Here is a 22,062-nt window from a genome sequence, read left to right as displayed (position 1 = left end):
GTCGGTTCAAGTTGGCCTGCCGATTCCGCAATCCTCGCCCCAGGCGCTCGATATGGCCCGCCTGCGCCAATATCTCGTCAAAGCGGACGAAACGGGTTTCGACAGTCTGTGGGTGACGGAACAGCTCTTCGGCGAAGGACCGCGCCTGTCCGCTTTGCCGCTGTTGACGTTCGCGGCCGCGCTTACCTCCCGGGTGACGCTCGCGACCGGCATTCTTCAGGCCGCTCTGCGCAGCCCTGTTTTGCTGGCGAAATCCATTACCACTCTCGACCATCTGTCGGGAGGGCGTGTCCTGCTTGGCGTGGCCGCCGGTAGCGATCCGCAAGCCTATCGCGCCTGTGGCCTTTCGACCGAGAAGATCGGCGGCCAACTCGAAGATTGCATCAAGCTGATGAAACGCTTCTGGACGGAGGATTCCGTCACCGACCATTCTCCGCGATGGGAGGTGGAGGATGGCAGCCTCAATCCCAAACCCGTCCGGAAACCGCACCCTCCGATCTGGTTCGGCGGATCGAGCCCGCTCGCGATCAAGCGGGCCGCGAGGCTCGGTTCGGGCTGGCTGTCGCCCGGCGCGTCTTCTACCGGGCGCTATTTGGAGGAGCTTGCGATGGTGCGTGATATCGCGGCGCAGGCGGGCCATACGCCGGAGAGCTTCCGGGTCGGCAAGCGTGTCTACATGGCCGTCGATACTTCGCCGGACAACGCTCGAGACAAGTTGCGGGAGTGGTATGGTCGCACCTATAGCGGGCGCGACCCCACCGACGTCGACAAGGTGGCCGTTTGGGGAACGCCGGAAACCATTCTTGAGCAATTGGGACCGCTTCTCGACAGCGGCCCGGATGTCGTCGTGCTCAATCCCGTCTTCAACGAGCTTGAACAGCTCGACGTGATCGCCGCCGAGATTGCCCCGAAAGTGCGTGCCTCCGGGCCTCGGCCAACAGAGTGACAGGAAGAAAACATCATGAAGGCGCTTGTTTGCCGCGACTATGCCGGCGTTTCGGCTCTCAGGATCGAAGACATTCCGGAGCCGGAACTGTCCGGAGGCTCGATGATACGGGTGCGCATCCGCGCCGCCGCGGTGAATTTTCCGGACAGCCTGATCGTTGCGGGCAAGTATCAGGTGAAACCGCCGCTACCGTTCACGCCCGGTATGGAACTGGCCGGCGACGTGATCGAGGTAGGCGCCGATGTGAGCGACTTCGCTGCGGGGGACCGCGTCTGCGCGGTTGTCACCTGGGGCGCGTTCGCCCAGGAGATCGTGCTCGACGCGAGCCGCGCGGTGAAACTGCCGGAAAAAATGTCTTATGAACAGGGTGCTGCCTTCCCGCTCACCTACATGACCGCGTGGCACGCTCTCGTGAATCGAGGGCAAATGAAGCCTGGTGACAATGTTCTGGTGCTCGGGGCCTCGGGCGGCGTCGGCATGGCGGCGCTCGACCTGTGTAGACATTTCGGGAGCCATGCGATCGCTGGCGCATCCAGCGAGGAAAAGCTTGCCGCCTGCGCGAGCATGGGAGCCGGCACGCTTGTCAATTACAAAGAAGCGTCCTTGCGCGAGACGCTGAAGGAAAAATTCGGATCAGCCGGCATCGACATCGTTCTCGATATGGTGGGTGGAGACCTCGCCGAGCCAGCGTTCCGGTCTCTGGGGTACGGAGGACGCCATCTGGTCGTCGGTTTCGCGCAGGGAAGCATCCCCAGACTTCCCCTGAACTTGGCGCTTTTGAACGAGCGCAACATTCTCGGTGTCTATTGGGGCAGCTACGCGGAGCGCAATGCGGGAGCCCGTACGCAAGTCGGTGCGCTTCTCACCGATCTCATCGTGCGTGGCTCGCTTAGGCCCCATGTCTCGGACACCGGGACGCTGGATTCGGCAGTGGAACTTCTACTTCGGTTTCAGGAACGGTCGGTCATCGGCAAGGTTGTTCTCACGATCAACTGAGCCGGATCGGCCAACAACAAGCGGATCAGCCGAAAAGTTCTTCCTGACCGGCTTCCGCCAGCGCGGAAAGACTTGGGATTTCGATCAGCATGCGGCCGATCTTCAGATAACCCTTATCTTCCAGGTCGCGGATTGTCAGTGATATCCAAGGCCTGGAGGCGCGGACCATGTTCGCTATGTCTTCATGGCTGAGGCCGCGAATGAATGCGCTGTCCGGCCCGCTCTGGGCGCCTGGCAATCGCCCCAGTGTCAGCAATGTTTCGATCAGTCGTCCCCGCACCGGTGCGGTGGCAAATACGGCGATGCGGGACACCGATACCGCGGCCGTGCGCGCCAGCAGCGACGCCATCTGGTAGCCGAACTTCGGTATGTCGGCCATCAACACTTCGAGGTCGCGCATCGACAGCCGGTCCATCTTCGTCTTGTCGATGGCTTCACAGGACAGGACGCGAGGCATTCCCGCCAGACCGCTGATCAACCCGAGAACATAGCCGGCTCCCCAGATTCCGGTCGTCACCTGATGTCCGTCGCTGGTCACCGTGAAAGTCTTGACCCGTCCACTGCATACAATCATCAGGTTGGAGCTGCCCTCACCCAGGCCGAAAATCTGCTGCTTCGGCTCGAATGTGAGGCGATGCAGTTTTGACCGGACCCTGGCGCGCTCCTGGGGATCGAGTGAACCGAGCGCGTCCTCGAAATCCGGTATGGGGCTCGCATTCAAAATTCGGCACCTCGCATCGCGCCGTTGGCAGATCCGCGGGCTTCATACTCCATGGTTCTGCCGTTTGTCATGAACATTGCGGAAGACCGGTCGTCCATATTGCGTATCTGCATCGTTTCGGTGACGCGTCGTACCAACGCCAAAAAGGATGCGACACTCTTGTCCGCGCCACTGTTAAGTGAATGACAGACGCTTCACCGCCTGTGCCTATAGTCCCCAATGTCGCATGGCAAACGAGAATCGAAAGGGCGCCGCCAGTGGAAGAACGCAAGCCATTCGTTGTAATCCGGCGCCAAGCTGCTGTCGCGACGGTCACGCTGAGCAGGCCGGAAAAGCGCAACGCGCTGGGCGAGGAAATGCTTGCCGAGTTCAATGACGCGCTCGCATCGTTTGGTGACGATACCGAAACGCGGGTGATCGTCCTTTCCGCCGAGCCGCCGGTTTTTTCGGCTGGAGCCGAGACCAACGTGAAGGCGGGCAGTTCGGATGCCGACCGTCGACAGGCGTTCGCGGGCAGGAAGAGCCAGTTCCGCAGGCTGTTCGAACGCGCCACCACCGCGTTGGAGTCGCTCGAACAGGTCACTGTTGCAAAGATCGGCGGTCATGCCGTGGGTGCGGGCTGGGGACTGACCCTTGCGTGCGACTTTCGTGTGGCCAGCGATGCCGCTCAGTTCTGGATCCCGGAGGTCGAGCTCGGCGTGCTTCTCGGGGTGGGAACGACAACGCGTCTCGTTCGCCTCGTCGGGCCCGCCAAGGCCAAGGAAATCATCCTGCTTGCCCGCCGCCACAGCGCCGCTTCGTTGGTCGAGCAAGGGCTGTTGACGGAGGTTGCCTCGCCGGAGGACCTGGACGCGCGCACCGACGCGCTCGTTGAAGCGCTGGTTGACAAGCCGTTCCTTCCCCTGGCCCAGATGAAGTCGCGTATCGACCACATCGCGCGCGTGGGTACGCCGGAATCAGCATCCGTCATCGAGACCATCCTGTCGCGGGGAGACTGATCGTGTTTCTCGAAGGCATCCGCGTCCTCGACCTTTCGCGCATCCTGGCCGGCCCGCTTGTCGGCGCGGTGATGGCCGAAATGGGGGCCGACGTGATCAAGGTCGAACGGCCGGGCCGTGGCGATGACATGCGCTGGCTGCGCGGCAATACCGGGCTGACGGCTTCCTTCACGTCATTCAACCGGGGCAAGCGCGGCATCGCCGTCGACATGGGCAAGCCGGAAGGGCGGGATATCATTCTGGCTCTCGCCAAAAAGTCGGACGTCATCATCGAGAATTTCCTGCCCGGCGCGACGGCCAAACTCGGTGTCGATTATCAATCCGTCAAGGCGGTCAAGCCGGACATCGTCTATGCCTCCATCACCGGTTTCGGCCAGACGGGGCCCTATGCACGTCGCGGCGGATACAATTCGGTCGCACTTGGCATGAGCGGCTTCATGGCGCTGACCGGCATGCCCGACCATCCGCCGACGAGGCCAGGCGGCTCGCTGGCCGATGTCGCCGCAGCCAATACGGCGCTCGGCGCCATCAATGCCGCGCTTTTACGCCGGGAACGTCAGGGCGAGGGCGCCTATATCGACGTCAACCTGCTTGCTTCCGCGCTCGGCCTGCTTCCCGACCCGGTCGCCAATTATTACGAATCTGGAAAACCGCCCAAACGTCTCGGCAACCGCTCGCCGAGCGTCACGCCTGGCGAGGTCTACGAGACGAGCGACGGGCTGGTGACGATCGTCCTGACCAGTCCCGCGCAGTGGCGCAAGCTCTGCGAGGAATTGGGTGATATGGAGATGTTCGAGGATAGCCGCTTCAAAACGAACGGCGATCGGTTACGCAATTTCGACGCGTTTCGCGCCCGCATGGACGCCCATATCGCCGAGGCCACGACCGCCGAATGGGTGGAGCGGCTCAGCCGGCTCGCGATCGCGGTTGGTCCGGTCTACGAATTTCCGCAGGTGTTCGAAGACCCGCAGGTCGTCCATCTCGAACTGGTAAAGACGGTCGAACAGCCGGGTTTGGGCGAGGTGAAGATGCTCGGCCTTCCATTCCGCTCGATGCCGGAAACCGGGGTCAAGAACAGTATTGCACCGAGGCTTGGCGAACATACCCACGAGGTATTGCGCGACCTGCTTGGCATGGATGCGCAAGCGCTCGACCGCCTCGGGGCCACGCGGACGATCGAGCAGTACACGCGCTGATACCCCGCCCGTCTTGAAAACGCTCGCATAGAGACGAAGGAGTGAGAAAATGACCGTCGAATCGATTGCCCGCACGCCCGTTTGCTACACGATGAGCGACAAGTTTCCGCGCCTCATGGGTCTCAATCACGTCGCCTATCGCTGCCGTGATTCCGAGGAGACGCGGCACTTCTACGAAGATATTCTCAACATGCCGCTGATCGGCATTGTGTGGCACGACCACGTGCCGTCGACGGGCGAGTATTGCCCCTATTTCCACCTTTTCTTCGAAATGGCGGACGGCGGCTGCATCGCGTTTTTCGACCTTTTTGACGGTCTGGGTGTTACCAATCCCGACGACACGCCCGGCTGGGTCAATCATTTGGCGCTGACCGTCGAGAGCGAGCAGGCGCTCATCGACGCCAAGGAACGTCTCGTGGCGAACGGCGTCGACGTGATCGGTCCGACGACCCATGCCAGCTCAAAGGCCATCTATTTCCGCGATCCGAACGGCATCCGCCTCGAATTGGCCTATCCGACCGCAAGCAAGGAGCAGCTCCTGACACGGGCGGACGAGGCGCGCAAAATCCTCAAGCAGCGCGACGAGATCTATGCGGGCATCGTCAAGCGGCGCGAGAAGGGCATTTACCACGAATAGTCCGGCACTGTTTGATTTAAAGGGAAATCGCCGGATGCGGTTCAGTATTGGTATCGACGTGGGCGGTACGTTCACGGATCTTTCGGTCCTCGATCACGAGGCCGTCAACGACCAGCTCAAGATATTCAAGGCGCTGTCGACGCTGCCGGACCCGGCCGTGGGCGTGTTCGACGTGCTGGATAGCGCGGCGCGGAGCCTCGCGATATCGGTCGAGGCGCTTTTGTCGCAGACCGGATTCCTCGGCCTGGGGTCCACGGTCGCCACCAATGTGATGGTCGAGGGCCGCGGCGCGAAGGTTGCCTTGATCGCGACCGAAGGCTTTCGCGACAGTCTCGCCATCCGCAGAGGTATTCGCCAGGACGTCTGGGATATCGGTAAACCGCATCCGACCGAACTCGTCCCGCGCTGGCTGCGTTTCACGCTCGCCGAACGCATCGGCGCTTCCGGCGAGGTCATCAAGGCACCGTGCCCGGCTGATGTCGAGCGTCTGGTCGACGACATTGAGGCCGCGGGGGTCGAAGCCGTGGCCGTGTGCCTCTACAATTCTTATCTGAACGATACGCACGAGGCGGCGGTCGCGCAGGCCCTGCGTCGGCGTCTGCCCGAGATATTCATCTCGGTTTCCAGCGAACTCATGCCGGTTATCGGCGAGTATGAGCGCACTTCGACCGCTGTGGTGAACGCTTATGTCGGTCCGAAGACGGTCCACTATCTGCGCCGACTATGCGAGGGCCTTACCGGCCGCGGCCTTCCCTGCGAACCGCTGATCATGCAGTCCAATGGCGGTCTGGTGAATGTCGCCATGCTGTCGACGGCGCCGGTGAGGGCCGTCCTGTCCGGCCCGGCCGCTGGCGCGTCCGCGGCGCTCGGATGGGCCGAAACAAGCAACAACGACAATGTCGTCTTCTTCGACATGGGCGGTACGAGTATCGACATACTCGTCACCCAGAACAAGAAGGTCGGTTCCAAGGCGGTTACCGATATCGAGGGTTACCACATGGCCGTGCCTTCGATCGATATTCGCACGATCGGCACCGGCGGCGGCACCATAGCTCGCATCGACAAGGGCGGTCTGCTGCGCGTCGGTCCGGACAGCGCCGGCAGCACACCCGGGCCGGTCAGCTATCGCAAAGGCGGCCAGCTGCCGACCGTCACGGACGCCAATCTCGTGCTCGGCCGGCTTGGCATCGATACCTTCCTGAGTGGCAGCATGGTGCTGGACATCGAGGGCGCGCGCGCGGCGATAGATGCCAGGCTTGCAACGCCGCTCGGTATCGGCCTCGAGCAGGCGGCGCTGTCGGTGGTGCATATCGCGAACAACAACATGGCGAATTCCCTGACGATCCTCGCGGCCGAAAGCGGCCTCGACCTGCGCGACTATACGCTTGTGGCAGCAGGCGGAGCGTCGGGCCTGCACGTCAGTGCCGTGTGCCGGATGCTCGGCATGGCCGGGATCTATGTTCCAAGGCAGGCATCGGTCGCCTGCTCGGTCGGCATGATGCAGTCCGATGTGCTCCAGGATCAGGTCATCAGCGTCATCAGGCCGTTGGGGGAGGTGGATATCGACGGCCTGCAGAACGCGGTCGAGGACATCGTCGCGAGGTCTCGCGAGCAGCTGACCCGCACGGGACTTCCGGAAGACAGGCAGTCGGCGGAAGCCGTTGCCGAGCTTCGCTACGTTGGCCAAGTATGGAGCATTCCGGTTCCGGTCGCGCTACCCGTCACGTGCGCGTCGCTCGCGGCGGCCGCTGAGATATTCCATGCGCAGCATCAGGAACTCTACCATCACCAGCATCCCGACGGCCCGCTCGAGTTGGTCAGTCTGCAGGTCAATTCAATCGGCAAGTTGACGAAACTCGAATGGCCGAGACGCGAGGGTTTCTCCGACGCGGCGGCGGGCCCCCACAAGAACAGGACGGCGTGGTTCGAATGGTCGAGGACGCCAGTCGAGATCGACGTCTGGAAGGGCGACGATCTGGTACCCGGCCAGACGATCGCCGGGCCCGCCGTCATAGAGGAAGCAACGACGTCGATACTCCTGGATCGCGGCGACACCGCCACCGTGGACGGGTTCGGAAACTATGCGATCAAGCAGTCCAAGAAAGGCTCGGCGGCATGATCAACGTTGCGCAGAAAACCGATATCGATCCCGTCTCGCTGTCGGTCTTCGAAAACAAGCTCAACTTCATCTCACGCGAGATGGGGATCGTCATGCTGCGGTCTTCCCGCAGCCCGATCTTCAACCAGTCGCACGACTTCTCGTGTTACCTGACCGATGCTGCGGGCCACCTCATTTCGCAGGCCGACGGCGTGCCGATCCACACAGGCGGGGGCGGGTTCGCGGTCGAGCGCCTGATCGAGTATTGGGGCAACGATATCCGCGACGGCGATGTCTTCCTTCTGAACGACCCCTACGTAGCCGGGGGTAATCACCTGCCGGACTTCACGGTGATCATGCCGGTGTTCCACGACGGGCAGCTTCTCGCTTTCGCCTGTTCGCGCGCGCACCAGGTCGACATCGGCGGCGGTGTCGCCGGCACCTACAACCCGCTCGCCCGCGAAATCTTCCAAGAGGGCATTCGCATTCCGCCGGTCAAGATCTACGACAGGGACGAGTTCAAACACGACGTGGTCAACCTCGTCACGCTCAACACCCGTTTTCCCGAGATGGTCGCGGCGGATCTGCAATCCATGGTTGGAGCGGTCAAGGTGGGCGGCACGCGCATCCGCGAAATGGCAGACCAGTTTGGCGTCGCCGAGTTCGGCAATTTCTGCGTCGGGGTGCTCGATTATGCCGAGCGTATTGTTCGCAAAGAGGTCGAAGCCATTCCCGACGGCGTCTATCGCGGCCGGGATTTCATGACCAATGACGGCATCAGCAAACGCGAGATCGATATCTGCGTAGAAATAACGGTCGAAGGCAGCGACATCAAGGTCGACTTCACCGGCACGAGTCCGCAGATCGAATCCTACAAGAACAGTTCCTACACCAATACCTGCTCGGCGGTGTATCTGGCCTTCGCGACCTTGCTGGGCGGGCGCATTCCACTGAACAGCGGCAGCTACCGGATGATCACGGTCAAGGCGCCGTTGGGAAGCCTCGTGAATCCGGTCGCGCCCGCGCCAGTGACGTTCTGCACGCATCACCCGACCTATGAGATCGTCCATGCCTGCTGGCGGGCGTTTGAAGACGTTATGCCGAACCTGGTGTCGGCCGGCTGGGGCAAACCGTGCCATCCGGTCACTTTCGGGCGGCGACCGGACACCAACGAACTGTTCGTCATGTTCCACATGGCAGCGCAGCCGGGCGGCGGCGCGATGGCGGTGCGCGATGGCTTCGACCAGATAGGCCAGCTCCAGAGCCTTGGCGCGATCACCATTCCGAATCTCGAACTCTACGAGCAGATCTATCCGGTGCGCTTCCTGCGCCACGAGTTCCGGTGCGACAGCGCCGGCGCGGGAGAGTATCGCGGCGGTGCCGGGGTGGAGTATTCGGTACAGTTCCTGACGCCGACCCGTCACAACCTCCGTGGCGAGGGCGTGGGCGCGCAGACCGGCTTCGGGGTCGTCCATGGCACAAGCGGCGCGCGTGGCGAGGTCGTAGCGCAAGCGGGCGACGGAGAGATCGGCGCGCTGGAGGATTTCGGTGTTGCCGAACTCGCGCCCGGTGTTCTGACAGTACGATCTTCGGGCGGCGGAGGCTGGGGCGATCCGAAGAGGCGCAGCCGCGAATTGGTGGAGGCGGATATCAGGGCCGGCATCATCTCACAGGAAGTTGCACATGCGGTCTACGGCTACGACGGGTAACGTCCGGGCTGGTCGCCGTCATTCGCATCATCCCATCAGGTAACCAAAACATATGCCCAACTACATGCAGACATACCGGAAATGGCAGGCCGACCCGGAAGCCTTCTGGGCCGTTGCAGCTCGCGAGATCGACTGGGTCGAGCCGGCGTCGCGGGTGTTCGATCCCGGACAAGGCATCTACGGCCGCTGGTTTGTCGGAGCCACCTGCAACACTTGCTGGAACTGCGTCGACCGGCATGTGGCCAGCGGACGTGGTGACCAAACGGCGGTTATCCACGACAGTCCGGTCACGGGCATGAAGACGAGCTTCACCTTCACGCAAGTGCAGGCCCATGTCGGCGCGCTGGCGCATGTGCTGCGTGCCAAGGGTGTTACCAGGGGCGACCGGGTCATCATCTACATGCCGATGGTCGCGGAAGCGATCTTCGCGATGCTGGCCTGCGCCCGTCTCGGCGCCGTTCACTCGACCGTCTTCGGTGGCTTCGCGGCGCCGGAACTCGCGACGCGGATCGACGACGCCCGGCCGAAGGCGATCATCTCGGCGTCCTGCGGCATAGAGCGCTCGCGCGTGATCGACTACAAGGCGCTTCTCGACGAGGCGCTCGATCTGGCGGTTTCCTCGCCGGATTTCTGCCTGATCCTGCAGCGCGATGCGCAGGTCTGCGACCTGACGCCGGGGCGCGATGCCGATTATGCGGATCTCGTCGGAACCGCGCTGGCGCAAGGCCACATGGCGGAGTGTGTGCCAGTCGCCGCCACCGATCCGCTTTATATCCTCTATACATCCGGTACGACCGGCCAGCCGAAGGGCGTGGTCCGCGACAATGGCGGTCACATGGTCGCTCTGAAATGGAGTATGCGCTACCACTACGGCGTAGAGCCGGGAGACGTGTTTTGGGCTGCGTCCGATATCGGCTGGGTCGTCGGTCATTCCTATATCTGCTACGCGCCGCTGCTTCACGGCTGCACCACCGTTGTCTATGAAGGCAAGCCGGTCGGCACGCCTGATGCCGGCGCTTTCTGGCGGGTGATCCAGGAACACAAGGTCGCGGCACTCTTCGCCGCGCCGACCGCCATTCGCGCGGTGAAGAAGGAAGACCCGGACGGCCATCTGGTCCGTCGGTACGACTTTTCGAATTTCCGCACCCTTTTCCTTGCCGGAGAGCGCGCCGACACGGCCGTCATCGAATGGGCGGGGCGGCATATTGGCCGTCCGGTCGTCAATCACTGGTGGCAAACGGAGACAGGCTGGCCGATGACGGGCAATCCCGTCGGTCTCGGCATCCTGCCGGACAAGGCCGGTTCGACCGGCGTGCCGATGCCGGGCTATGACATTCGCGTCCTCGACGATGCGGGCGTGCAGGTGGCTCCGGGGATCCTCGGCAACATCGTCTGCAAGCTTCCGTTGCCGCCATCTTCCCTGCCGACACTGTGGAATGCCGACGACAGGTTCACCAACTCGTATCTCTCGCAGTTTCCGGGCTATTACGCCACATCGGATGCCGGCGTGATGGACGAGGACGGCTATGTCCACATCATGGCTCGGACGGATGACGTCATCAACGTTGCCGGCCACCGGCTGTCGACCGGCGCCATGGAAGAGGTGATCGCGAGCCATCCCGACGTTGCCGAATGCGCTGTGGTAGGCGTTGCCGACGAGCTGAAGACGGAACTCCCGCTTGGCCTCTATGTTGTCCGGGACGGAGCGCGGACTGACACCGACCAGATCGAGAAGGAGTTGGTTGCCCTGGTTAGGGAGCGGATCGGCGCTGTCGCCGCGCTCAGGAGCGCGGTGAAGGTCGATCGCCTTCCCAAGACACGCTCGGGCAAGATCCTGCGGGGCATTATCCGCGCGATGGCCAATGGCGAGGAATGGAAGGTGCCGGCCGTCATCGAGGATCCAGCAGCGCTCCCGGAAATCAACGACGCCCTCGGCGCGCGCGGCATGATCCGGAGCGCCACCGTTTCGACCGATTGAACAAGGGCGGCAACCGGCTGGCCCGACAGTCTGGAGTGTGAAGTATGTTGAAGAAAACGTCAGCGCAGATGGTGGCCAGCGCACGTGATCGTATCGAGGAGATATCCGCACAGCATGCGATCCGGCTCGCCAGCGATCCCAACGTAGTGATTGTCGATATTCGCGACATTCGCGAGCGTCAGCGGTCCGGCTATATCGAAAACAGCATGCACGCGCCCCGCGGCATGCTCGAATTCTGGGTCGACCCGGAGAGCCCATACGCCAAGCCGGACTTCCAGCAGGACAAGAAGTTCATCTTCCATTGCGCTTCCGGATGGCGTTCGGCGCTGGCGGTCGCGACGCTCCAGGACATGGGCTTCGAAGCCGCTCATATCAGGGAAGGGTTCACCGGCTGGGTCGAGGCTGGGGGGCCCGTCAAGAAGGACGAAGACAAGAACCGCCAACCTGCCTGACGACTGCCAAAGGCCGCGCGAGCAAGACGAATTGGGGCTAACCATGCAAGACAATGAGTTTCCGGTGAACGTTGTCGCTGTCCTCGGCGGCGGTGGCGACCTTGGCGGCGGTCTCGCCTATCGGCTGGTGCGGGCGGGCTACGAAGTCGTGATCGGGTCGCGGGACGCCGAGCGTGCGCGGTCGGCCGTAGAGGCTCTACGCCAGCGCTGCGCGAACATGGGCCAATCCGACGTGAAGTGCCATGGGACAGACAATGTCGATGCGGCCGCACGCGGCGACATGGTCGTTCTCGCCGTTCCCTACGCCTCGCAGAGGGAGACGCTGGACGCCGTCGCGACCGTTGTCGCCGGCAAGATCGTGGTCTGCGCGACGGTGCCGCTGATGCCGCCGAAGGTCGCTCGCGTGCAACTCCCGGCCGGTGGTTCGGCCGGAAAGGAAGCGCAGGACCAACTCGGCGAAGGCGTCCATGTTGTCTCCGCCTTTCAGAACGTGGCCGCCGCCCATCTTCGCGAGGATGGGCCGGTCGATTGCGATGTGCTGGTGACCGGCAACAGTGTCGCGGCCCGCAGTGCCGTCATCAACGTCGCCGGACGCTGCGGCATCGTGGGCCACCACGCCGGGCCGATAGACAACGCCGCCGCAGCCGAGGCGTTGACGTCGGTGCTCATCGGATTAAACAAGCGTTACAAGACGCATACGGGAATCCGGGTTACCGGTCTTTCGTCTGCGAATTGAGCTTTCCATGAAACCGATCACCTTGCTCCCTCTGCTTGGCCTGCCCGACATACAGCCGGGTGACGACCTCGCCGGGATATTCCGTGGCGCTGCGCATGAACGCGGCATCGCATGGGAGGATGGCGACGTTCTGGTGATTGCCCAGAAGATCGTCTCGAAGGCGGAAGACCGTTTCGTCTCGCTTGAAGAGATCGAGCCCTCGGTACGGGCGATCGAACTGGCCGCCGCGTGCGGGAAGGACTCCCGGCTTGTCGAACTGGTGCTGCGCGAAAGTACGGATGTGCTGCGCGTGGTTCCCGGTGTCCTGATCGTCCGGCATCGCCTTGGCCATGTCATGGCCAATGCGGGCATCGATCAGTCCAATGTCGGTCGCGGGCAGACGGATGTGCTTCTCCTGCCCTCCGACCCGGACCGGTCGGCGGCGACCCTTCGCGCCGCGCTGCGTGCCGGCACGGGAGCGGATATCGCCGTCGTTATCGCCGACAGCTTCGGCAGGCCGTGGCGCATGGGCACCTGCGGTGTGGCGATCGGCGCGTCGGGACTGACCGCGCTCAGCCGGCAGAGCGGCTCCAACGACCGATACGGTCGGGTATTGCAGCATACTGAAGTCGCGGTTGCCGATGAGTTCGCCGCCGCCGGCTCGTTGCTGATGGGGCAGGCGGCCGAAGGGGTTCCGGCCGCCCTCGTCAAGGGCGCGCAACGTTTTTGCGGAGAAGGTGACACAAGCCAGATTATCCGGCCGCTGGAACAGGACCTTTTCAGATGAACACCGGGCGCCAAGGTCGCAGGTTTGTCGCGCTCTGCGGCGGGGTGGGCGGCGCGAAACTCGCCTTCGGCCTAGCCCGTGTTTTGGGGCCGGACCAACTATTGGTGGTCGTCAATACAGGTGACGATTTCGAGCATCTCGGTCTGCCGATCTGCCCTGATCTCGACACGGTGCTCTATACGCTGGCCGGCCAGAACAACCCCGCGCTGGGCTGGGGGCGAGCCGATGAGAGCTGGACCGCCTACAAGGAAATGCAGCGTCTGGGTGGCGCGGACTGGTTCCAACTCGGCGACAAGGATATCGGCCTGCACCTCGCGCGACGGCATCTTTTCGATAGCGGAAAGACGTTGAGCGCGGTGATGAAGGTTCTGGCGGAGCGGCTTGGCGTGACGACGCCGATCGTGCCGATGTCGGATGAACCGGTGCGCACGATGGTGCATACCGATCAGGGCAAGCTGGCCTTTCAGGAATATTTCGTCGGCCACAAGTGCGCGCCGGCGGTTAGGGCGATCGAGTTTGCGGGCGCTGCGAACGCAACGCCTTCGCCGGATTTCGCCGCCGCGCTGGGCGATCCGGATCTCGCGGGCTTTATCATCTGTCCCTCCAACCCCTTCCTCAGCATCGACCCCATCCTTGCCATTCCCGGCGTCAGGCATGCGCTGTCGAGGACCAATGCTCCCGTCGTGGCGGTGACGCCGCTGATCGGCGGGCAGGCCGTGAAGGGTCCGGCCGCCAAAATACTCCAGGAACTGGAACTGCCGGTCACGCCGATGAGCGTCGCGGCGCGCTATGACGGGTTCCTTGACGGCTTCATTCTCGATCGGCGTGACGCTGAACTGTCGGGGGCGTTTCCCGCGTCCGTGCGGGTCGGTGTCGAGCAGACGCTGATGGTGTCCGATGATGACAAGACCGCGCTTGCCGATGCTGCGATCGCCTTCGTCAGGAGGATCAGAAAGGGCGCTTCCCCGTCATGAATTGGTTTGTCGTTCCGGTTAAGCCGCTTGGCAAAGCCAAATCGAGACTTGGCTCTCTCGTCGACGATGGGAGGCGGGTCGCCGCCGCCCGGGCGATGCTCGGCCATGTGCTCGACGTACTTGGCGCAAGCCCGCGTTGTACGGGCATCCTCGTCGTCACCCCAGACGGAGACGTGGCGCGACAGGCACGCGCCCGTGGGGCCGAGGTTTTGACAACTGCCGGAGATCGCGACCTCAATTCAGCCGTCACGGCCGGCTGCGACCACCTGTTCCGGAACGGCGAGACGCGCGCCATTGTTCTTCACGGCGACCTGCCTCTAATACAGCCCGACGATATTGCGGCCTTGACGGACAGCCCGCCCGGAGAGCTCACGCTGGCGCGCTGCAAGGACCTACGTGGCACGAACGCGGTGGTGACCGACTTGCCTGTGCGCTTTGCCTTCAGCTTCGGCGAAGGCAGCCATGCCGCCCACGTCGCCGCGGGACGGTCGGCCGGATTGACGGTGCGCACGATCGACAGACCAGGTCTTGCCTGCGATGTCGACGTGCCTGGAGACCTTGTCTATCTGGAGTCTTTGGGCACTTTCGCCGCGCCCTCGTCCGGCGGGCTGCCGGGCGGTCGCCTCGCGCCCGACCAGGCGCGCGCGCTGGTGGGGAAGTCGGCGGGCGAATTGTCGCCACGGGCGCTGCAATATACTCTCGAGGGGTTCGGCCGCACCGTGACCTATTCGCCGAAGGTTTTTCTGCCGCTGACGCAGTTGTGCCGCGACGTTTGCCACTATTGCACTTTCGCCAAGCGGCCGAAACAGCTCGCAGGCGCCTATATGCGTGTCGGGGAGGTCGTTGAGATTGCCCGACAAGGCGCGGCGATGGGATGCAAGGAAGCGCTGTTCACGCTTGGCGAGCGGCCCGAGGATCGCTACCGTGACGCGCGCGCCGCGCTCGATGCGATGCAGTGCGGTTCCACGCTTGACTATCTTGAGCGGGCCGCTCGGGCGGTTCTGGAGAAAACAGGTCTCCTGCCGCATCTCAATCCCGGCTGCATGAGCCGCGACGAGATGCTGCGCCTGCGGCCTGTCGCGGCATCCATGGGCCTGATGCTTGAAAGCGGCAGCGAGGCGCTTTGTAAAAAGGGCGGAGCCCATTTCGGATCGCCGGACAAGGAGCCGCGCCGGCGTTTCGAAACGATCCGCATCGCGGGCGAGCTCGCGATACCGTTCACCACGGGCCTGCTTGTCGGCATCGGCGAAACCCGCGCCGACCGTGTCAATGATCTCCTGGCGCTCAGGGATATCCACGACGAGTACGGCCACATTCAGGAAATCATCATTCAGAATTTTCGTGCCAAGCCGGGGACCCTCATGGCCGGCGCACCGGATGCTTCGCTTGAAGAACTGGTGTGGACTGTTGCCGCGGCGCGCCTGATCTTCGGGGCCGGAATGAGCATACAGGCACCGCCGAATCTCAGCCCTTCGGACCACGCCGCGCTCCTGGATGCGGGCATCAACGACTGGGGCGGCGTCTCTCCGCTCACCAGCGATTTCGTCAATCCCGAAGCGCCTTGGCCAAGTCTCGAAGCGCTGCGCGCTAGTACGGAAAGCGGCGGGCGCCATCTCGTCCAACGCTTGACGATCTACCCCTCTTTCGCGCGCGATCTCGATCGCTGGGCGGACCCCGCCATGCAGGATCCCATCCGTCGCAAGATCGACGGCGAAGGGTTTGCGATCGAACAGGCTTGGCGGCCGGGTTCCGCCATTGAATTTCCAACGATCGTCGCGAGCCGGGCGCCCGTCGAAGCAGGCTTCCGGGCCATCGTCGCGCGCGGCGAAGCTGGGGAAAAGCTGGACATTCCCGACATCGAGCGCCTCTTCCAAGCGCGCGGGCGCGCGTTCGGCCTCGTCTGCGATGCCGCCGACAGGGTTCGCCACAGGATCTGCGGCGACGAGGCGACCTATGTCGTCAACCGAAACATCAACTACACCAATATCTGCGCCTACAAATGCCAGTTCTGCGCCTTCTCGAAAGGCAAGACGCACGACAATCTGCGTGGAAAACCGTACGTGCTCGATCTTCAAGAGATCGTCCGGCGCGCGCGTGAGGCACGGGAGCGTGGCGCGACCGAGGTCTGCCTGCAGGGCGGTATTCATCCCGCCTACACTGGCGAGACCTATATCGGGATCAGCGCCTCCATCCGTGACTCGCTGCCGGACATGCATATTCACGCGTTCTCGCCGCTTGAAGTGTGGCACGGCGCATCGACCCTGGGGTTGTCGTTGCGCGACTTTCTGAAGCGCCTGCAGGCGTCGGGACTGGCCACGCTTCCCGGTACGGCGGCCGAAATCCTTTCCGACGACGTTCGTGCTGTGCTTTGCCCGGACAAGATCCGCACGGACGAATGGATCGAGGTGATGAGGACGGCGCACGAGATCGGACTGCGATCGACGGCCACGATCATGTTCGGGCATGTCGATCGCTACCGGCACTGGGCGCGGCATCTGACCATTATTCGCGGTATCCAGAAGGAGACCGGCGGTTTCACGGAATTCGTACCGCTGCCTTTCGTTGCCGAATACTCGCCGATCGCGCTGCGCAAATCGTCGCGTTCGGGTCCCGACGCGCGTGAATCGATCCTCATGCATGCTGTCGCCCGGCTGGTTTTCGGGGACCTTCTCCCCAACGTGCAGGGGTCGTGGGTCAAGTTGGGACCGGACGGGCTTGGTCATGCCCTTGCCGCGGGCGTCAACGATCTGGGCGGAACGCTGATGGACGAGACCATCACCCGCTCGGCCGGCGGGGCGAACGGTTCGGAGATGTCGCCCGAGCGCCTGTGTGAGCTGGCACGCAGGGCGGGTCGCGGGGCACGCCAGCGCACGACCCTGTACGAGCGGGCGGCGGCCTGAAATCAGGTTTTGCGACCGGACCGGAGCTGTCTGCCGCGAGGCTTGGGCGGTCGCGTGGAGCGGACCTTTTCTGGCCGCGCCGATCAGGGAGAGAACGAATGAAGCTTGCGACGCTCAAAAACGGCGCCCGCGACGGCAGGCTGGTGGTGGTGTCACGAGACCTAACCCGCTGCGCGGATGCGGGTTTCCTCGCTCCGACGCTGCAGGTTGCGCTCGATGATTGGCGGCGGGTTCAACCGCATCTGAAATTGTTGGCGAAAGCCCTGGAAGCGGGCACGGCGCCGTCCTGGAGCTTCGACGAGACCGCGACGCTTTCGCCGCTGCCGCGCGCCTATCAGTGGTTGGACGGGTCCGCTTATGTCAATCACGTCGAATTGGTGCGCAAGGCACGCGATGCGGAGATGCCGCAATCGTTCCGGACCGATCCACTGATGTATCAGGGCGGGTCCGACAGCTTCCTTGGTCCGCGTGACCCCATTGTGATGGCGGACGAGGACTGGGGGATCGATATGGAAGGCGAAGTCGCCGTTGTCGTGGACGATGTAGCCGCCGGCGCGAGTGTCGGGGAAGCGCGGCGCGCTATCCGCCTGGTCATGCTTGCCAACGACGTGTCGCTGCGCGGGCTGATCCCCAATGAACTGTCCAAGGGTTTCGGGTTTGTCCACGCGAAGCCGTCATCGGCTTTCTCGCCGGTCGCCGTCACACCGGACGAATTGGGGCAGGCATGGGATGGCGGGAAGGTGCATCTCGAGTTGATGGTCGATTACAATGGGGCGCCGTTCGGGCGAGCCAATGCGGGGGTCGACATGACGTTTGATTTCCCGACGCTGATCGCCCATGCCGCGCGAACCCGGGCGCTTGCCGCCGGCACGATCGTGGGTTCGGGGACCGTTTCGAACAAGTTCGAAGGCGGGCCGGGAAAAACCATCGGCGAAGGCGGGGTGGGATATTCCTGCATTGCGGAACTGCGCATGGTCGAGACCATCCGAGAGGGTGCGCCGCGCACGCCGTTCATGCGAGCCGGCGACAAGGTCAGTATAGAGATGAGAGACCGGTGCGGTCAGTCGATCTTCGGAGTGATCGAACAGCAGGTGCAGGTGCGGCCCCATTCGTAGAACTCGACCGGGGCTGGTTCGCTGTGCCTATTAACGCATCGCGGCTGTCTCACACGGCCCGCAAATGTCGCAGCGGACGCCCTGCAACGACGGCCTGCGCCGCCCGCATGATGCCGTCGGCGTCGATGCCGAAATGCTTGTGAAGATCGGCGATCGTGCCCGTCTGGCCGAAATGTTCGACACCCAGGGAACGCGTGCGATGGCCATGGACAGAGCCGAGCCAGGCCAAGGTCGCCGGGTGACCGTCGATCACCGTGACGATACCGCAATGCGAGGGGATATTGGCAAGCAGCCGCTCCACATGGCTTCTCGCGTGGCTCAAGCCTGCTTCGCGGGCGCGTTGCGCCGCGGTCCAGCCGGCGTTCAGCCGGTCGGCGGACGTAATCGCCAGCAGCCCGATGTCGCGGCGGTCTTCGCTCATCATGCCGACGGCCTCGATCGCTTCGGGGGCTATCGCGCCGGCATAAGCCACCACCGCTTGCGCGTTGGGACCCGGCTTGCGCATCCAATAGGCCCCGTTGATCATATCCCGGGCGAGATCGCCGTCGATTTCTCGGCGCGGCTGGTCGATCGAGCGCGTGGACAAACGCAGATAGACCGATCCGCCGGTCAGGTCGCGCAGCCAGTTTGTTTCGTCGGGTGGCGCGACGCCGGAGCGCTGAATATATTCGAAGGACCATCGCAGGATCGTTGCAAGCTCATCGACGAAGGCCGGCTCGAAGCTGGCAAGCCCGTCCTGGGCCATACCGATCAGCGGCGTGGCGATCGACTGATGGGCGCCGCCTTCGGGCGCGAGCGTCACGCCCGAAGGGGTCGCTGCCAGAATGAAACGTGCATCCTGGTAGCAGGCGTAGTTCAACGCATCGAGGCCGCGCTCGATGAACGGGTCATAAAGCGTGCCCACCGGCAGCAGTCGCTCGCCGAAGATGGAATGCGACAGACCGAGCGCGGAAAGCATGATGAAGAGGTTCATCTCGGCGATGCCGAGTTCGATGTGCTGGCCGCGTGGCGAGAATGTCCAGTTGAAGGTCGAGGGTATGCGCTCGGCCTTGAACGTGTCGGCCATCTCTTCGCGGGCGAAGAGGCCGCGGCGGTTCACCCATGCGCCGAGATTGGTGGACACGGTGACATCGGGCGACGTTGTCACGACCCGATCGGAGAACGGATCCTCGCCCTTCGAAATCTCGTGCATCAGCATGCCGAAACCCTGCTGCGTCGACATCGACGGTTGCAAGGCGATCTCCAGCCTGTCGGGAACCGCGATCGCCGGCGCGGTGTGGTTTCGGCGGCCGTCCCTGGCGAAAGGCACCGCGGCGATAAAATCCTTCAGAGCCTTTTCGGGGATATCCAGCCCCTCGAAAGGCTCCCATTCGCGTCCGGAGCGGACCCGCATTTGCTCACGCAGGGCTTCGGTCTGGGTTGGCGTCATCAAACCGGCGTGGTTGTCCTTGTGGCCGGCCAACGGCAGCCCGAATCCCTTGATCGTGTATGCTATGAAGCAAGTCGGTCGATCATGCCCACGAGCTTGTTCAAAGGCTTCGAGCAGGGAAGGTAGGTCATGGCCACCGAGATTCGCCATCAGATCGGCAAGCTCGGCATCGCTGCGTTTCTCGATCAATCGCGAAACCGGGCCCTGATCGCCGAGCTCGTCGAGCAGGCGCTTGCGCCACGCCGCGCCGCCCTGGAAGGTCAGCGCCGAATAGAGCTGGTTTGGACAGGCGTCGATCCATTCGCGTAGCTTGTCGCCGCCCGGTTCGGCAAAGGCGGCCTGCTGAAGCATACCGTGTTTGAGGATAACGACATCCCAGCCGAAATTGCGGAAGATCGATTCGAAACGCGCCCAGAGCCCCTCGCGCACCACGGCATCCAGGCTCTGGCGATTGTAGTCGACCACCCACCAGGTGTTGCGCAGGCCGTGCTTCCAGCCTTCCAGCAGGGCCTCGAAGATGTTGCCTTCGTCCATCTCCGCGTCGCCGACAAGCGCAACCATCTTGCCTTCGGCCCTCTCGGCGCCGAACCCGTGCGCGGCGACGTAGTCCTGCGCCAGCGAGGAGAACAGCGTCTGCGCGACGCCAAGACCAACCGAGCCGGTCGAGAAATCGACGTCGTCGATATCCTTGGTGCGCGACGGGTATGACTGCGCTCCCCCGTAGCCGCGAAAGTTCTTCAGCTTTTCAAGGGTCTGATTGCCGAGCAGATATTGAATGGCATGAAAGACCGGACTGGCGTGAGGCTTTACCGCGACCCTGTCTTCCGGCCGCAGCGCCGCGAAGTAGAGCGCGGTCATGATCGTGGACAGCGACGCGGACGACGCCTGATGGCCGCCGACCTTAAGACTGTCGTCATTGTCGCGAAGGTGATTGGCGTTGTGGATAGTCCAGGTCGCGAGCCAGCGGACCTTACGCTCCAGCGCGGACAAAAATTCGAGCGACGGCTTGTCCATCGTTGAAACATCCCAGTTTGGTGTGGTTGAGGCTTGCCGGTGCAGGGCGGGTAGTCAAGCGGGGCTTATCCAATCGCCGAACAGGCAGCCTCCACGGATTGTTCAAGCATGTTCCAGCCTTCGTCCAACGTCGCATCGTCGATGGTCAGCGGCGGCAGCAACCTGATGACGTTTTGCCGCGTTCCGCAAGACAGAAGAATCAAACCGTTTCGTTCGGCGGCGGCAACGATATTCGCCGTCAAAAGCGCGTCCGCGTCCTTCGACGTGCGATCCGTCACCAGCTCGAAAGCGACCATCGCCCCAAGCCCCCGCACGTCGCCGATCCTCCCCATGCCCTGTCGCGCGGCGAGATCGTTCAGACGCGTCTTGAGGGTCGATCCGATGGACGTGGCGCGATCGCACAGGCGCTCGTCCTCGATCACATCGAGAACGGCGTTCGCCGCCGCCACGGCCAAGGGGTTTCCGGCATAGGTTCCACCGAGGCCACCCGTATGCGCGGCGGACATGATCTCGGCCCTGCCGACCACGGCTGAGAGCGGGAAGCCTCCGGCAAGGCCTTTCGCCATCGTCACGATGTCGGCTTCAATGCCCGAATGCTCGATACCGAACATACGCCCGGTCCGGGCCATGCCGGACTGTACCTCGTCGGCGATGAGCAGAATGCCGTAAAGGTCGGCCAATGCGCGTAGCGCCTTCAGGAAATCGGGCGGCGCGACGTTGAAACCGCCTTCGCCCTGAACAGGCTCGACAATGATCGCGGCTATCCGCTCCGGATCGACGTCGGCAGCGAACAATGTATCAAGCGCGCGCAACGCGTCCTCGACGGACACTCCCATATAATGGTTTGGAAACGGCGCATGATAGATTTCCGCCGGAAAAGGGCCGAAATTCTTCTTGTAGGGGGCGACTTTTCCGGTAAGGGCCATGCCCAGAAGTGTCCGGCCGTGAAATGCGCCGCTGAACGCCACGATTCCGGACCGTTTGGTGTATGCGCGGGCGATCTTGACGGCGTTCTCGACGGCCTCCGCCCCGGTCGTGACCAGCATGGTTCGATTGTCGGGACCGGTCGGCGCGATGGCATTCAGCCGCTCGGCCAAATTGATGTAGCTTTCATAAGGCGCTACGTGAAAGCAGGTATGAGTAAACCGGGACGCCTGTTCGCTCACCGCCTTCATAATTTTCGGATGACGGTGGCCGGTGTTGTTGACCGCGATCCCCGCGGCGAAATCGATGTAGCGCTTGCCGTCTACATCCCAAAGCTCCGCGTTTTCAGCGCGATCGGCGAAAATCGCGCGGGTGCCGACGCCCGGTGCTATCGCCGCTTCCTGCCTTGTTTTGAGTAGGTTCGCTGCCGACATTGTCATCTCACTCTGGTTTTGGTTGGGCCCGTTTTTCAA

17 protein-coding genes are annotated in these 22,062 nt (G+C 63.1%); 14 read left to right on the top strand and 3 right to left on the bottom strand.

The window, feature by feature from the left end:
- The first annotated feature begins 52 nt into the window (after positions 1 to 52).
- Together GN330_RS03095 and GN330_RS03090 are read left to right on the top strand one after the other, a co-directional pair.
- Positions 53 to 946, top strand: coding sequence for an LLM class flavin-dependent oxidoreductase (locus tag GN330_RS03095; protein ID WP_197435011.1), 894 nt, complete (start codon positions 53 to 55; stop codon positions 944 to 946).
- A gap of 15 nt (positions 947 to 961) precedes the next feature.
- Positions 962 to 1,942, top strand: coding sequence for an NADPH:quinone oxidoreductase family protein (locus GN330_RS03090; RefSeq protein WP_156711198.1), 981 nt, complete (start codon positions 962 to 964; stop codon positions 1,940 to 1,942).
- Positions 1,943 to 1,967: 25 nt separating this feature from the next.
- Here GN330_RS03090 and GN330_RS03085 read toward each other — a convergent pair whose 3' ends face one another.
- The gene (locus GN330_RS03085) at positions 1,968 to 2,663 is read right to left on the bottom strand and encodes a Crp/Fnr family transcriptional regulator (RefSeq protein ID WP_156711197.1); all 696 of its coding nucleotides are present in this window, start codon (positions 2,661 to 2,663) and stop codon (positions 1,968 to 1,970) included.
- Between the two features lie 257 nt (positions 2,664 to 2,920).
- On the opposite strand from GN330_RS03085, the gene GN330_RS03080 reads away from it, so the two are divergent.
- The 12 genes from GN330_RS03080 (at position 2,921) to GN330_RS03025 (ending at position 18,222) form a co-directional block, all read left to right on the top strand.
- Positions 2,921 to 3,661, top strand: a complete 741-nt coding sequence (locus GN330_RS03080; protein ID WP_197435010.1) for an enoyl-CoA hydratase-related protein — start codon at positions 2,921 to 2,923, stop codon at positions 3,659 to 3,661.
- 2 nt (positions 3,662 to 3,663) lie between these two features.
- On the top strand, positions 3,664 to 4,857 hold the full coding sequence (locus GN330_RS03075; protein ID WP_197435009.1) for a CoA transferase: 1,194 nt from the start codon (positions 3,664 to 3,666) through the stop codon (positions 4,855 to 4,857).
- A 49-nt stretch (positions 4,858 to 4,906) separates the two neighbouring features.
- On the top strand, positions 4,907 to 5,494 hold the full coding sequence (locus GN330_RS03070) for a VOC family protein (protein ID WP_246188479.1): 588 nt from the start codon (positions 4,907 to 4,909) through the stop codon (positions 5,492 to 5,494).
- A 34-nt stretch (positions 5,495 to 5,528) separates the two neighbouring features.
- Complete coding sequence (locus GN330_RS03065) at positions 5,529 to 7,613, top strand: hydantoinase/oxoprolinase family protein (protein ID WP_197435008.1); 2,085 nt, start codon at positions 5,529 to 5,531, stop codon at positions 7,611 to 7,613.
- Positions 7,610 to 9,301 carry a hydantoinase B/oxoprolinase family protein gene (locus GN330_RS23645; RefSeq protein ID WP_281349376.1) on the top strand — a complete coding sequence of 564 codons (1,692 nt, stop codon included), beginning with the start codon at positions 7,610 to 7,612 and terminating at the stop codon, positions 9,299 to 9,301. The genes GN330_RS03065 and GN330_RS23645 overlap by 4 nt, the downstream gene beginning before the upstream one ends.
- Positions 9,302 to 9,353: 52 nt before the next feature.
- Entirely contained in the window at positions 9,354 to 11,279 is a 1,926-nt protein-coding gene (locus GN330_RS03055) for an AMP-binding protein (protein ID WP_156711192.1), read from the top strand.
- Positions 11,280 to 11,323: 44 nt separating this feature from the next.
- Positions 11,324 to 11,731 (top strand): rhodanese-like domain-containing protein, encoded by a 408-nt coding sequence (locus GN330_RS03050; protein ID WP_156711191.1) that lies wholly within the window; start codon positions 11,324 to 11,326, stop codon positions 11,729 to 11,731.
- 43 nt (positions 11,732 to 11,774) lie between these two features.
- The gene (npdG, locus tag GN330_RS03045; protein ID WP_156711190.1) at positions 11,775 to 12,467 is read left to right on the top strand and encodes an NADPH-dependent F420 reductase; all 693 of its coding nucleotides are present in this window, start codon (positions 11,775 to 11,777) and stop codon (positions 12,465 to 12,467) included.
- Between the two features lie 7 nt (positions 12,468 to 12,474).
- Positions 12,475 to 13,233, top strand: coding sequence for a coenzyme F420-0:L-glutamate ligase (cofE, locus tag GN330_RS03040; protein WP_156711189.1), 759 nt, complete (start codon positions 12,475 to 12,477; stop codon positions 13,231 to 13,233).
- Positions 13,230 to 14,207 (top strand): 2-phospho-L-lactate transferase, encoded by a 978-nt coding sequence (gene cofD, locus GN330_RS03035; RefSeq protein WP_156711188.1) that lies wholly within the window; start codon positions 13,230 to 13,232, stop codon positions 14,205 to 14,207. The genes cofE and cofD overlap by 4 nt, the downstream gene beginning before the upstream one ends.
- Positions 14,204 to 17,107 carry a 5-amino-6-(D-ribitylamino)uracil--L-tyrosine 4-hydroxyphenyl transferase CofH gene (gene cofH / locus GN330_RS03030; RefSeq protein ID WP_156711187.1) on the top strand — a complete coding sequence of 968 codons (2,904 nt, stop codon included), beginning with the start codon at positions 14,204 to 14,206 and terminating at the stop codon, positions 17,105 to 17,107. The genes cofD and cofH overlap by 4 nt, the downstream gene beginning before the upstream one ends.
- Before the next feature lie 98 nt (positions 17,108 to 17,205).
- Positions 17,206 to 18,222: a fumarylacetoacetate hydrolase family protein gene (locus GN330_RS03025; protein WP_156711186.1), complete on the top strand. Its 1,017-nt coding sequence runs from the start codon at positions 17,206 to 17,208 to the stop codon at positions 18,220 to 18,222.
- A 49-nt stretch (positions 18,223 to 18,271) separates the two neighbouring features.
- Here the strand turns inward: GN330_RS03025 and GN330_RS03020 are convergent, their stop codons facing one another.
- Both GN330_RS03020 and gabT read right to left on the bottom strand, forming a co-directional pair.
- On the bottom strand, positions 18,272 to 20,665 hold the full coding sequence (locus GN330_RS03020; protein ID WP_156711185.1) for a transketolase: 2,394 nt from the start codon (positions 20,663 to 20,665) through the stop codon (positions 18,272 to 18,274).
- A gap of 65 nt (positions 20,666 to 20,730) precedes the next feature.
- On the bottom strand, positions 20,731 to 22,023 hold the full coding sequence (gene gabT, locus GN330_RS03015; protein WP_156711919.1) for a 4-aminobutyrate--2-oxoglutarate transaminase: 1,293 nt from the start codon (positions 22,021 to 22,023) through the stop codon (positions 20,731 to 20,733).
- Between the last annotated feature and the right edge of the window lie 39 nt (positions 22,024 to 22,062).

Source organism: Nitratireductor arenosus, from assembly GCF_009742725.1.
Classification (GTDB): domain Bacteria; phylum Pseudomonadota; class Alphaproteobacteria; order Rhizobiales; family Rhizobiaceae; genus Mangrovimarina; species Mangrovimarina arenosa.
The sequence above is the reverse complement of the archived record's forward strand: the minus strand, read 5'-3'. Positions and strand labels throughout refer to the sequence as shown.